This is a genomic window from Xanthomonas sp. NCPPB 1062 (assembly GCF_041481705.2).
In the GTDB taxonomy this organism is placed as follows: domain Bacteria; phylum Pseudomonadota; class Gammaproteobacteria; order Xanthomonadales; family Xanthomonadaceae; genus Xanthomonas; species Xanthomonas euvesicatoria.
Genome location: NZ_CM192987.1, coordinates 3,602,487 through 3,615,192, shown reverse-complemented (window position 1 = coordinate 3,615,192; position 12,706 = coordinate 3,602,487). Strand labels below are relative to the sequence as shown.

The 12,706-nt window shown below is 65.9% G+C and carries 9 protein-coding genes; 4 read left to right on the top strand and 5 right to left on the bottom strand.

Annotated elements, in window-relative coordinates:
• The first annotated feature begins 95 nt into the window (after nucleotides 1–95).
• Genes rluD through ACCQ16_RS15605 form a run of 4 tightly spaced genes read left to right on the top strand, consistent with a single transcriptional unit; the run spans nucleotide 96 to nucleotide 2,853 of the window.
• The gene (gene rluD, locus ACCQ16_RS15620; RefSeq protein ID WP_008577792.1) at nucleotides 96–1,091 is read left to right on the top strand and encodes a 23S rRNA pseudouridine(1911/1915/1917) synthase RluD; all 996 of its coding nucleotides are present in this window, start codon (nucleotides 96–98) and stop codon (nucleotides 1,089–1,091) included.
• 1 nt (nucleotide 1,092) lies between these two features.
• On the top strand, nucleotides 1,093–1,905 hold the full coding sequence (gene pgeF / locus ACCQ16_RS15615; protein WP_109290735.1) for a peptidoglycan editing factor PgeF: 813 nt from the start codon (nucleotides 1,093–1,095) through the stop codon (nucleotides 1,903–1,905).
• A gap of 2 nt (nucleotides 1,906–1,907) precedes the next feature.
• Nucleotides 1,908–2,432 carry a DUF4166 domain-containing protein gene (locus tag ACCQ16_RS15610; protein ID WP_277572538.1) on the top strand — a complete coding sequence of 175 codons (525 nt, stop codon included), beginning with the start codon at nucleotides 1,908–1,910 and terminating at the stop codon, nucleotides 2,430–2,432.
• Nucleotides 2,419–2,853, top strand: coding sequence for a thiol-disulfide oxidoreductase DCC family protein (locus ACCQ16_RS15605; protein WP_277572539.1), 435 nt, complete (start codon nucleotides 2,419–2,421; stop codon nucleotides 2,851–2,853). Before ACCQ16_RS15610 ends, ACCQ16_RS15605 begins: the two co-directional genes overlap by 14 nt.
• A 202-nt stretch (nucleotides 2,854–3,055) precedes the next feature.
• On the opposite strand, the gene ACCQ16_RS15600 is transcribed toward ACCQ16_RS15605, so the two are convergent.
• From ACCQ16_RS15600 to otsB, 5 genes are all read right to left on the bottom strand, one after another.
• Nucleotides 3,056–4,924, bottom strand: a complete 1,869-nt coding sequence (locus ACCQ16_RS15600; protein ID WP_071118579.1) for a methyl-accepting chemotaxis protein — start codon at nucleotides 4,922–4,924, stop codon at nucleotides 3,056–3,058.
• A gap of 713 nt (nucleotides 4,925–5,637) precedes the next feature.
• On the bottom strand, nucleotides 5,638–8,076 hold the full coding sequence (locus ACCQ16_RS15595) for a glucose/quinate/shikimate family membrane-bound PQQ-dependent dehydrogenase (RefSeq protein ID WP_277572778.1): 2,439 nt from the start codon (nucleotides 8,074–8,076) through the stop codon (nucleotides 5,638–5,640).
• A gap of 623 nt (nucleotides 8,077–8,699) precedes the next feature.
• The gene (otsA, locus tag ACCQ16_RS15590) at nucleotides 8,700–10,067 is read right to left on the bottom strand and encodes an alpha,alpha-trehalose-phosphate synthase (UDP-forming) (protein WP_008577799.1); all 1,368 of its coding nucleotides are present in this window, start codon (nucleotides 10,065–10,067) and stop codon (nucleotides 8,700–8,702) included.
• A complete protein-coding gene (locus ACCQ16_RS15585; protein ID WP_277572540.1) occupies nucleotides 10,064–11,842 on the bottom strand; it encodes a glycoside hydrolase family 15 protein in 1,779 nt (592 codons plus the stop codon). The genes otsA and ACCQ16_RS15585 overlap by 4 nt, the downstream gene beginning before the upstream one ends.
• 49 nt (nucleotides 11,843–11,891) lie before the next feature.
• Nucleotides 11,892–12,650 (bottom strand): trehalose-phosphatase, encoded by a 759-nt coding sequence (gene otsB / locus ACCQ16_RS15580; protein WP_029820052.1) that lies wholly within the window; start codon nucleotides 12,648–12,650, stop codon nucleotides 11,892–11,894.
• Nucleotides 12,651–12,706: the final 56 nt, after the last annotated feature.

Here is a 12,706-nt window from a genome sequence, read left to right as displayed (position 1 = left end):
ACGAGAGCGCGATGATAGCCTAGTGGCCTGTCCGGCGACTGACTCCCGCCGCCCGGACCCCCAAATTCCCGCTTTTTGCCCGAGTGCCCGTGTCCATGTCCGACCCATCTGCCGAACCCCTCGACCCGTCCATCCGCCAGGCGATCGTGCCCGACAATGCCGCCGGACGCCGTTTCGACGCAGTGCTGGCCGAGCTGTTCCCGGAGTTTTCGCGCTCGCGGCTGTCGGAATGGATCAAGTCCGGCGACGCGCTGCTGGACGGTGAAATGGCGCGCCCGCGCGATACCTTGCGCGGCGGCGAGAGCGTGCAGCTGCAGGTGGTGCTGGAAACCCAGACCCACGCCGCGCCGCAGGACATTCCGCTGAGCGTGCTGTACGAAGACGAGCAGGTGCTGGTGATCGACAAGCCGGCCGGCCTGGTGGTGCATCCGGGCGCCGGCAATCCGGACCAGACCCTGGTCAATGCGCTGCTGTTCCGCGACCCGGCGCTGGCCTCGGTGCCGCGCGCCGGGGTGGTGCATCGCCTGGACAAGGACACCAGTGGCGTGATGGTGGTGGCGCGCACCGTGCAGGCGCAGACCGCGCTGGTGGAGCAGCTGTCCGCGCGCGAGGTGCATCGCCAGTATCTGGCCGTGGTGGTGGGCGCGCTGGTCTCCGGCGGCACCGTCAACGCCCCGATCGATCGCCACCCGCGCGACCGCCTGAAGATGGCGGTGCGCGACGACGGCCGCGATGCGGTCACCCATTACCGCCTGCGCGAGCGTTTCCGTGCGCACACCGCGCTGGAGTGCCGGCTCGAAACCGGGCGTACCCACCAGATTCGCGTGCACATGGCGCACCTGAAGTCGCCGATCGTCGGCGACCCGCTGTACGGCGGCGCGCTCAAGCTGCCCAAGGGCGCTACCGACGAGCTGGTGCACGAACTGCGCAGCTTCAAGCGCCAGGCGCTGCACGCCGAAACCCTGGAATTCCTGCATCCGGTCAGCGGCGAGCCGGTCCGCGCCAGTGCGCCGGTGCCGGCCGATCTGCAGCGCCTGATGACCGTGCTGCGCGAAGACAGCGCACGCGCCGCCGAGCTGGCACGCCGCTGAGATGCCCATGGCTGCGCCCTTCACCCTGCCAGCCGACTGGCCGGCGCCACCGCGCATCCGTGCGCTCACCACGCTGCGTCACGGTCTGGGCGGCTCGCTGCCGCCGTTCGACACGCTCAACCTTGGCAACCGCAACAGCGCCGAAGGCGATGTGCCCGAGCAGGTGGAGCGCAACCGGGCACTGCTGGCCGCGGCGCTGCAACTGCCGAGCGCGCCGCAGTGGTTGCGGCAGGTGCACGGCGTGGACGTGGTACGGGTGGATGCACCGCCCGCTGCACCCGATTCCACCGACTGCGCGGCGGATCAGCCGCCAGGCGCGCACGAACCGGTTGCCGATGCTGCGGTGACCTCGGCGCCTGGCGTAGTACTGGCAATCCTCACGGCCGATTGCCTGCCGGTCGTGTTCGCTGCCGTCGATGGCAGCGAGGTCGCTGCTGTGCATGCCGGTTGGCGCGGGCTGGCCGACGGCGTGCTGGAGCGCAGCGTGGCGGCGATGCGGACGCCACCTCAGCAACTGGTGGCCTGGCTGGGTCCTGCCGCGGGGCCCCAGGTGTATGAGATCGGCGAGGACGTGTTCGGCGCCTTCGTTGCGCACGATGCACAGGCGCAACAGGCGTTTGTCGCCACGCGCCCGGGGCACTGGCGGGTGGATCTGTATGCGCTGGCACGTCAGCGGCTGCAGCGGGCCGGTGTGCCGGCCGCTGCGGTGTATGGCGGCGGGTTGTGCACCATTTCCGATCCGCAGCGCTTTTTCTCGCATCGCCGCGATCGCCGCAGCGGACGCATGGCCACGCTGGCCTGGATCGCGCCCTGAGCGTGCCGCTGTTCGCACAGGTGCTGGGGCAGGACGCGTTCGCGCAACTGCCTGCGCCGGTGCGCGCGCTGCATTCGGTGCAGCAGCGGCAGACCTTCGCCGGCCGGGCCAGGATTCAACGCGGCACGCATGCGCTGGTTCCGTTGCTGGCGCTGCTGAGCCGCTTGCCGCGCAGTGGCGAGGTGGCGGTGGAAGTGGATTTTCAGGCCGACGCGCGCGGCGAGCGCTGGCATCGGCGCTTTGATGGCATGCCGATGCATTCGCGGCTATGGCGTCATGGCGCCAGCTTGCGCGAACACCTGGGCGCGGTGCGCTTTGAATTTTCGCTGCAGGCCGATGCGCAATCGTTGTATTGGCAGGCCACCGGCGTGTGGGCGTTCGGGATGATTCGGTTACCTGCCCGCTGGTTCCGGCAGGTGCGCTGCCGCGAGCATGCCGACGGCGGCCGTTATGCGTTTCTGGTGGACGTGCAGTTGCCGCTGGTAGGACCGTTCATTCGTTATGAGGGCTGGCTTGAACCGCGCTGATCAATCGCCTGTTGCCCCACCTGCGGCGCGGGCCACCATCGTCTTCGATGGCGTGTGCCTGCTCTGCAATGGCTGGGTCAAATTCCTGCTGCGCCACGATCGGCGTGGGCGCTATCGCTTTGCTGCCATGCAGGGGCAAGCCGGGCGCGCACTGTTGCAGCAGCACGGTCTGGATCCGGACGACCCTTTGTCGTTTCTACTGGTGGACGCCACCGGTGCCTGGACCGATAGCGACGCGATCGTGCGCGTGCTTGCGGGATTGGGCGGGCTCTGGCGGCTGAGTGGGGTGCTGCGCCTGATCCCGCATCGCGTGCGCGATCTCGGCTACCGGCTGATCGCACGCAATCGTTATCGCTGGTTCGGCCGCAGCGATCACTGCATGCTGCCCACGCCCGAGCAGCACGCGCGGTTCCTGGACTGAGGCAGTGCACCCGGCATCGGGGCGCTGGCCTGAGGCGCGCTGCATCGCATTGCGATGCAATTCACTGCGAACCTACGCCGGGACGAGGCGATGCGGCGCATCGCTCGGCTGGCCTCAGCAGCGCAGCCGTTGATGGATGGCATTTCCGCAGAAACCCGGTCGCGCCCGGGTGCGCTCCTACGAATCGCTGTGCATGCCAGGCTTATGCCGCGTTGTGGAAGCTGGCGCGCGCGACGTGGGAAGCGCCGGGACGGGTGTCGGATTGCAGGCGGAAGATCGAGACTGCATCGGCCAGTTCCACGGCCTGTTCTTCCAGGCTGCGCGCAGCGGCGGTGGCTTCTTCCACCAGCGCAGCGTTGCGTTGGGTCACCTCGTCCAACTGCGCGACCGTGCGGTTGACCTGCTCGATGCCGCTGGACTGCTCGGCGCTGGCCGAGGTGATCTCGCTCATGATGTCGGTGACGTGTTTGACCGAGCCGACGATCTCGCGCATGGTCGCGCCGGCGCGGTGCACCAGGCCCGAACCCAGTTCCACCTTGTCGGTGGAGTCGGCGATGAGCGTCTTGATTTCCTTGGCCGCATCGGCCGAGCGCCGTGCCAATGCACGCACTTCCGAGGCAACCACCGCAAAACCGCGGCCCTGTTCGCCGGCACGCGCGGCTTCCACTGCGGCGTTGAGCGCCAGGATGTTGGTCTGGAACGCGATGCCGTCGATCACACCGATGATCTCGCCGATCTTGCGCGAGGCGGTGCTGATCTGGCCCATGGTGGCGACCACCTCGTCCATCACCTGGCCGCCGCTCTGCGCCACGTCGCCGGTGCCGACGACCAAGCGATTGGCCTGCAGCGCGCTCTCGGCGTTTTGCTTCACGGTGGAGGTGAGTTCTTCCATCGAGCTGGCGGTTTCTTCCAGGTTGGCCGCCTGTTGCTCGGTGCGCTCGGAAAGATCCATGTTGCCGGCGGCAATTTCCACTGCGGCCTGGCGGATGGTGTCCGATGCGGCCTGGATGCCGCCGATGATTTCGGTGAGGCGGGTGACGGTCTGGTTGGTATCGTCGCGCAAGCGCGCGAAGATACCGTGCGCATCGCCGTCCACACGCTGGGTCAGGTCGCCTTCGGCCAGCGCGCCGATCACGCGCGCCAATGCGGCCAGATGGGTTTCCACCGAGTCGTAGATGCGGTTGATGCCTTGCGCCAGGGTCAGCAACACACCGTCCATGCCATCGATCTGCATGCGACGGCTGAAATCGCCGGCCGAGGCGGCGTCGATGATCTGGATCAGTGCCTGCTCGGCGTTGACCTGCGCGGTGACGTCCATCCACTGCGCGATGGTGCCGAGCTTGGTGCCGTCGGCGGCGATGATCGGGCTGTAGACGAAGTCGATCTGGCGGCCGAAGAATGGCGCACGCACGGCCTTGGAGGCATTCAACGCGCGCATGCGGTCGATCGCGGCCTGGCTGTCGGGATAGATGTCGCCGATGCTGCCGCCGACGAAGCCTTCGGCATGGAAGCTGGGACGGAAGCTCTGCACATCCGGCTCGATCAGCTTGAGCATGGCGAGCAGTTTGCGGTTGGCAAACAGCACCTGGCCATCGTCGTCGGCGATACGGATCATGGTGTCCAGATCGTCCAGCGCCTTGATCACGAACTGGCCATGGCGCAGGCCTTGCTCCATCACATCGATGCGGATGGCGAGCTTGTCCTGGGCATCCTGCAGCGCGTGCAGCAACGGTGCGAGGTCGCCGGAGGCGTTGCGCAGGTCCAGTCGCTGGGTGCGTCCTTCGCCGATCGCCACCACCGCACGCATTGCCTCTTGCAACTGCGTGTCGTGACGCCGGCGCGACCACCACCAGAGCCCGGCGCTCGCCGCGCCCAACACCAGCAGGGCGGGCAGCACGCGCCCGAGCCCGCTCAGGAAGCTGCCGGGTACCAGCGTGGCGGCATAGCAGGCCAGCAATGCCAGCAGCGCGACATGTGCAGCGGCGGGCAGCCATGCAGTCCAGGTGGCGCGCGCAACGTGCCGACCGGCGGGCGGTTGGGCAACGGGGGCGGCATCGTGTGCAAGCGACATAGGCTGAGTCCAGCTGGATGATCTGAGAAGGGGGAGCGGCATCGGCAGTCCATGGCCCGCAATGGGGGTATCGGCGGCTGAGTCCGAATCATGATGATGTGAAGGTGCCGTTCGTCGGAATGTGACAACCAGGTCCCGAAATGGCGTGATGTCCTTGATATGAAAGCGATTTCAGTTCGGCAGGGTATGCGTGCCCGTGGCGATCGACGCGCGAGTACGTCGACTCAATCGTAAATTCTGCGTGAAAAGCGCCCGCGCGAGCGAATGCCCGGCATGTCAGCGAACTGCTATTGGGAGCGGGCAAATCCCATCGAAGTTGGGGCTGATTCGGTTGCCAACGGCCTGCGCGCTGGATTCGCACTTGCGCAGCATCTGACTGCCGCATGGGAGCGCCATCCTGGGAGGTTGGCCTGGGTTCGGACGTCTGAAACTCAGGTCTGACAGCAAGCGCGTTGGCCACGCGTCATACGCTGGGCCGACATCGCCGGCTTTGCCCCAGGTGCCTTCGCCGTAGCGGCAAGCGCGCACAAAAAAACCGGCCGTCTCGCGACGACCGGTTGATTGGTGCATCCGTCGGCCCTGGACCGACGGCAGGCGGCCTATGCGCCGGAGCGCAGCCAGGCGGTGATGCGCAGCGGCCAAGGCAGTGCAGACTGCATGCGCTCATGCGCATCGGCGTACCGCCTGGCCGCGTGGTGCTTGGAGCGCTGCCGTTACTTGGCAGGCGCGGCCTGCGCATCGTCCGGCAGGGCCCAGGCAATGACGCTGTCGCCCGACTTGGTTTCCATGCGGTCGTGTCCACCGACGGCGGCCACGATGTATTGCTTGCCGTTGATGGTGTAGCTCATCGGCGCTGCCTGCGGGCCGGCGGGGACGCGGGTCTCCCAGACCTGCTTGCCGGTGCGGGTGTCGAAGCCGCGCATGAAGTCGTCCAGGGTCGCGCCGATGAAGGTCACCCCGCCAGCGGTGGCCAGCGAGCCGCTGTTGTTGGGGGTGCCGATCTCGAACTTGGTCTTGGACGGAATGCCCATCGGCCCCTGGTCGTAACCGGTGCCCAGCGGACGGCGCCAGATCACCTGCTGCGTGCGCAGGTCAACGCCGGCGATGTAGCCCCACGGCGGGGCCACGCACGGGGTGTTGAGCGGCGACATCCACGGCTCCTTGCGGGCGCCGTAGGCCAGGCCCTTCTGTGCCATGTAGCCGGGCGTCTTGCTCTTGCCGTCGAACACCGACACCACGCCCAGCTCATTCATTTTTTCGCGGGTATACACCTGCAGGGTGTACGGCAGACGATTGCTGTTCATCACCATGATGCCGCGCTGCAGGTCCACCGAAACACCGCCCCAGTTGATGCCGCCGTGGTTGCCGGTGAAGGCCAGCGACCCCTGCAGGGTGGGCGGGGTGAACATGCCTTCGTAGCGCAGTTGCTTGAACTGGATACGGCAGACCAACTGGTCGAACGGGGTCATGCCCCAGGCATCGGATTCGATGATTTTTTCGAACTCGCGGCTCGGCGCGCCCACGGTGTTGGGCATGCCCGGCGAGATCGGTTGCGTGGCAGCGGTCCAGTCGCCGTGGTCGGTTCCCTGCGGTACCGGGATCTGCTTGACCGGCATGATCGGCTCGCCGGTGGCGCGGTCCAGCACGAACACCTGGCCGGACTTGGTGGCCTGGATCACCGCAGCACGCGTACCGCCGCCAGCGACCGGCCAATCGACCAGGTTCGGCTGCGGGCCGATGTCGTAATCCCACAGGTCGTGGTTGACGGTACGGAAATGCCAGCGTTCCTTGCCAGTAGCGGCATCCACCGCAACCAGCGAGGCGGTGTATTCCTCGTCCTGCGGGGTGCGGCCCTTGCCGAAGAAATCGCCGGACGCATTGCCGGTGGGCAGATAGACCAGGCCCAGCTCGTCGTCGGCGGCCATCAGCGACCATACGTTCGGGGTTGAGCGCGTGTAGGTCTGGCCGGCCGGCGGCTCGGCGGTGATCGCCGGGTTACCCAGGTCCCAGGCCCAGCGCAGCTGGCCGGTGAGCGCATCGAAGCCGCGCACCACGCCGGACGGCGCATCGCCTTCCTGGCCATCGCGGATCTGGCCGGTCGGCTGGATTACCACGCCGCGCATCACCACCGGCGGCGAGGTCGGGCCGACGAAACCCGGCTTGGTGTTGCCGGTGCCCGCATTCAGATCGACATAGCCGTTGTTGCCGAAGCTGGTGCACAGCTTGCCGGTCTGTGCGTCCAGCGCGCCAAGGCGGCCATCGACCATCGGCCAGAAGATCCGGGTCGGGCACTCGGCGGTGCCTTCGGGCGCCTGGTAATACGACACGCCACGGCAGGTGGTGGCAGCCACGCCCGCCATCGCCTTCGGGTTGGTCTGCGGATCGAAGCGCCAGCGCTCCTTGCCGTTGGCTGCTTCCACCGCGATCACCTTCTGGGTGGGGGTGCAGATGTAGAGCAGGTCGCCGACCTTGAGCGGGGTGTTCTGGAAGGCGTAGCCCAGCTTGGAGTCCTTGGGCTTCAGGTCGCCGGTGTGGAACTCCCACGCAACCTTGAGATTCTTCACGTTGTCCGGGGTGATCTGCGCGCCGGGCGTGTAGTGGTTGGACAGATTGGAGCCCGCATAGGAGGTCCAGTTGCTGGCGTCGTGATTGGCCGCGACGTTGCCGTCGGGGCTGGGCACGGTGCCGCGGCTGAAGGCCGTGGCGCTGTCGGCCGGCAGCTTGGAGGCATCGGCCAGCTCGACATTGCGCGGCATCAGCAGCGGCCACAGGATCAGCGCCGCACCCAGGATTGGCAGCACGCCGGTCACCAGCGCATAGCCCAGGCCGGACAATGGCTGCATGCGACGACGCGCCACACCCCAGAACGGCAGCAACACCAGCCCCAGCACCGACATCATGGCCAGGCGCGGTACCAAGCCCCAGCCATCCAGGCCCACTTCCCACAGTGCCCAGGCGATGGTGCCGGCCAACGTGGCGCCAAACAGCCACAGCCCGGCGCGCTTGCCCAGCGCGAGCAGGACGCCCGCAAGGAACAGGGCAATACCCGCGATCAGGTAATACCAGGAGCCGCCGACGGCCACTAGGCGGCCGCCTTGATAGGCGAGCACCGCGCCAAGCACGGCGATCACCACGGCATAGGCCACCAGCAACCAGGTGCCTAGCCCACGTTTTGAGGATTGATCAGTCATTTTGAGATGTCAGGAAGGACTCGGGCACCAGCGAGCGGTGGCGAGTCGTGGAGGGAGAGCGATCGCAGGCGCCATCACGCGGCCCGGATCCAGAGACGAACGTTGAACGCTATGAACGCGCAGCCCCTCCCAGGGTCCTCAGCGCTAATCATGTGAATATTTTAGACCCCCACACGCCCTTTGTCCGTGACGGAATAGGAACCAGCGTTCCAACCTGCACGTTTGGCATAGCGGAAACATGTGGCTGTCGAATGCTTTGCCAAGTGCGGTCCGTTGCCTGCAGAGCCGGGTCGACATGCGCTGCTACTGAGCGCGACCACGATGGAAGCGCAGGGTGTAGCGGCGCACGTTGCCTGTGACTGCCGTGTCGAGTGCAGCTACAGGCTATCGAGGTCCGAGGTATTCATCCCCTTGCGCGTCGGGGCAGCTTGGTCGGACATCGCAGCGGCCCGATGTGGCTGCATCATGCAGGAAGTCCTCCGGGAACTACGGACTTCAGGCAAATTGCGCCGTACATTCATCGGCCTTTCGGCCACTTTCTTCCTCATGAAGGAGGGCAATGTCGCGGCGGAAGAAGGTTTGTCCTACACCTCAGAGAGCGCTTGCAGATAGCGCTGGCGCCAGTGGTTGATGTTGTTCTTGCGCAGGTGGTCCATCATTGCGTGCCAGCGTTCGATGCGGCTTGCCAACGGCATGCTTGCCGCTGTGGCGATCGCGTCGGCCACGCCATCCAGATCGTGTGGGTTGACCAGCAGCGCTTCCTTCATTTCATCGGCTGCACCTGCAAACAGCGACAATACCAGCACGCCCGGGTCTGCCGGGTCCTGCGCGGCCACAAATTCCTTGGCAACCAGGTTCATGCCATCGCGCAGTGGCGTGACCAGACACACCGAGGCCGCGCGATAGAAGCCTGTCAGCGTGGCATGGCTGAAGTTCTGGTTGACGTAGCGCAGCGGCGTCCAGTCCGGCTCTGCATGTCCGCCATTGATGTGGCCGGCGATCTGTTCGAGCTGGCTGCGCAATTGACGGTATTCGGTGACATCGCCGCGCGAGACCGGTGCAATTTGCAGATAGGTCAGGCTGCCGGATTGATCCGGATACCGCTCCAGGTAACGCTCGAAGCCCTGAAAGCGCTCCGGCAACCCTTTGGAATAATCCAGGCGGTCCACGCCGATGGCCAACTGTCGGCCACGCAGGCTTTCGCGCAGATCACGCACCGCCTGCTTGCCGGCAGAGGCCTTGGCCTGGTGGGCAATCAGGTCGGTATCGATCCCGATCGGGAACGAAGAGGCGGTGAAGCGGCGTCCACCGGGGCCTTCCACCAGGTCGCCTTCCAGAATGCGGCCACCGCCGAACAGGCGTACATAGGCCTTGAAACGTTCGGCATCGCGCTGGGTCTGGAAGCCGACCAGGTCGTATGCGTAGAAGGTACTGAACAGGCGCGCGTGATCGGGCATGGCCTGCACCAGATCGGCCGACGGCATCGGCACGTGCAGGAAGAAACCCATCTTGCAGCCCACGCCCAGCTCGCGCAGCATCGCGCCGAGCGGAATCATGTGGTAATCGTGGATCCACAGCGTGTCGCTGTCTTTCAGCAGCGGCGCGAGTTTTTCGGCAAACAGCCGGTTGACGCGCATATAGCCTTCGCGGGTGGCGCGATCGTAATCGACCAGGTCCAGGCGGAAGTGCAGCAAGGGCCACAGCGTGCGATTGGCGAAGCCGTTGTAGTACGAATCGATGTCGCGCTTGTTGAGGTCCATGGTGACGAAGGTGATGTCGCCTTCGGTCTGCTCGTGCATGCCGCCGCTGTCGCCGCGCACGGTCTTGCCGCTCCAGCCGAACCACATGCCGCCGCGTTCCTTGAGCGCCGCCAACAGGCCAACCGCCAGGCCACCGGCGCGGGTTTCGCCGGGCACCGCAACGCGGTTGGATACCACCACCAAACGACTCATGACGCCTCCTGCCAGCTCCGCGACAAGCGCATCGCTGCGATGATCAAGCCAACATGCGAATAGGTCTGAGGGAAATTGCCCCAGGCTTCGCCGTCCTCGAACGATAGATCTTCCGACAGCAAGCCCAGGTGATTGCGGCGCGAAAGGATGCGCTCGAACAATTCACGCGCCTCGTCCTTGCGCCCGATCGCCGCCAGCGCATCGATGTACCAGAAGGTGCAGATGGTGAAGCTGGTTTCCGGCTCACCGAAGTCATCCGGTGCGATGTAGCGGTATAGCGCATCGCCGTGCTTGAGCACGCGACCGACCGCCTCGACCGTGCGCACGAAGCGGCTGTCGTCGTTGGCGACGATGCCGATATCGGCCAGCAGCAACAGCGATGCATCGAGCCGGTGGCCGCCGAGGGTGTCGGTGAAATGGCCGCGCTCCTTGCTCCAGGCCTCGCTCAACACGCGTTCGCGGATGCTGTCGGCACGTTCGCGCCAGTAGCTACTGCGCTCGGGCAGCACTAGCCGGTCGGCGATCTTGGACAGGCGATCGCAGGCCGCCCAGCACATTGCCGCGGTGTAGGTATGCACTTCGGCGCGGCCGCGAAATTCCCACAGGCCGGCATCGGGCACGTTATGCAATGCATAGGCGCGCTCGCCCAGCGGTTCAAGCCGGCGGAACGTGTCGGCATCGCCTTGATCCTTCAGGCGCAGGTCGAAGAACAGCTGTGTGGACGCCAGCACCACGCTGCCGTAGACATCGTGCTGTTGCTGGATCCACGCCAGGTTGCCGCGCCGCACCGGCCCCATGCCGCGGTAGCCGGCCATGGTGTCGACTTCGTGTTCTTCCAGCTGCGATTCGAAGCCGATGCCGTACAGCGGCTGCATGGTGCCGTCGGTGGTGGCGATATTGAAGATGTAGCCGATGAACTGCTCCATCGTGCGGGTCGCGCCGAGCCGGTTGAGCGCACGCACCACGAAGGCGGCATCGCGCAGCCAGCAATAGCGGTAGTCCCAGTTGCGCGGCGTGTTGGGCGCTTCCGGAATCGAGGTGGTCATCGCCGCGATGATCGCGCCGCTGTCTTCGTACTGGCACAACTTCAGCGTGATTGCGCTGCGAATCACCGCTTCCTGCCAGTCCAGCGGAATGGACAGGTAGCGCACCCATTCGCGCCAGTATTCTTCGGTACGTTCCTGCGCTTCCTGCACGTAACCGGTGAGCGAGCGGGTCAGCGATTCGTCCACGCCCAGCACCAGACTCACCGGATGGCTGAGCACGAACGGCAAGCCGTCGCGTACGAAGCGCACCGGCACATCGGTGGTCAGGCGCAGGGTGAATTCCGGCAACACCCAACGGATGTGATTGCTGCCCCATGTGGTGTCCGGCGTGCGGCCGCCCCAGTCGGCCAGCGGGCGGGCGCGCACGATGATGCGCGGGTTGCCGCTCAGTGGTCGGATCTGGCGGATGATGCTCACAGGCCGATAGAAGCGTCCGTTGTTGCGCCAGCGCGGCGCGAAGTCGATGACTTCCAGCTCGCCACCGTGGCTATCGCGCAACACTGTGCGCAGCACGGCGGTATTGGGCAGGTAGTGCTGCTCGCTGCTGGCGAAATCTTCCAGTTCCACGGCAAAGTCGCCGCCTTCGGTCTTGGGCGAAAGCAGCGTGCAAAAGGCCGGGTCGCCGTCGAATGCCGGCAGGCAACTCCACACCACACGTGCCTGCCGATCGACCAATGCACCGAAACTGCAGTTGCCGATGACGCCCAGATCCAGGTTTGGCTCGGTCATGGAGTGCAAACGATCCTGTTGATAGTGAATGAGAGAAGGTGCGCTGTGCTCAGCGGCTGCGTGCGTTGCGTTGCAACCACGCGTGTACGTCGGCGGTGCCACCGACGCGAAAGCGCGCGCTGGTCTGTGCGCGATCGCCGACCAGCACGCTCCAGCCACCGAGCCGGTTGGCGGCGTCGAAGCCGAATTCGTCGGTGAGGTCGTCGCCGACGAACACCGGCGTGCGGCCGGCGAAGGTGCCGTGCTGCATCAGTTGCTCGACCGCCAGACCCTTGTTGCTGCCTTCGGGCACGAATTCCACCACGTGGTCGCCTGGCTGCAGGCGATAACCGGAAAGCTGTGCGATTTCCTGCTGCGCGAAGGCGAGCACCTCGGGGCCGGCCTGCGGCCGGGCGCGCCAGTGCAGTGCCACGCTGGCACCCTTGTCTTCGACCAGCACGCCTGGATGCTGGTGCGTCAGCGCCGAGGCACGTTGATGCAGGCCGTGCAGCCACTCGGACGTGTCCTGCGGCATTGCCGCGCGTGCCGCGAGATCGCTACGCAGTTGGTGCCCGTGCAGACCGGCGGCCGGCAGCAGCAATGGCGCGAACAGGGCGTCCAGCTGGGCAAGCGGCCGGCCGCTGACCAGTGCAACGGCGCCATTGAGACGCTCGTTCAGCAGGCCGATGGCCTCGCGCACTTCGGGCAATAGCTTCACCGCCTCGGGGCGGTCGGCAAAGTCGATGAGGGTGCCGTCCACGTCCAGAAACAATGCACAGGCATCGTCCAGCAATGGCGGCGACGGTAGGGGGGAATGCGCGTCTGCCATTGCGCTAGTGTGCGCAATGGGGTGTGAGATTCAGGTTATGGAACGGTCGGGATTTG

What these genes read in the sequence shown, in the direction of transcription:
- pgeF (WP_109290735.1), top strand. Translation starts at nt 1,093, where the DNA reads ATGCCCATGGCTGCGCCCTTCACCCTGCCAGCCGACTGGCCGGCGCCA.
- ACCQ16_RS15585 (WP_277572540.1), bottom strand. Translation starts at nt 11,842, where the DNA reads ATGACCGAGCCAAACCTGGATCTGGGCGTCATCGGCAACTGCAGTTTC.
- ACCQ16_RS15600 (WP_071118579.1), bottom strand. Translation starts at nt 4,924, where the DNA reads ATGTCGCTTGCACACGATGCCGCCCCCGTTGCCCAACCGCCCGCCGGT.
- otsA (WP_008577799.1), bottom strand. Translation starts at nt 10,067, where the DNA reads ATGAGTCGTTTGGTGGTGGTATCCAACCGCGTTGCGGTGCCCGGCGAA.
- rluD (WP_008577792.1), top strand. Translation starts at nt 96, where the DNA reads ATGTCCGACCCATCTGCCGAACCCCTCGACCCGTCCATCCGCCAGGCG.
- otsB (WP_029820052.1), bottom strand. Translation starts at nt 12,650, where the DNA reads ATGGCAGACGCGCATTCCCCCCTACCGTCGCCGCCATTGCTGGACGAT.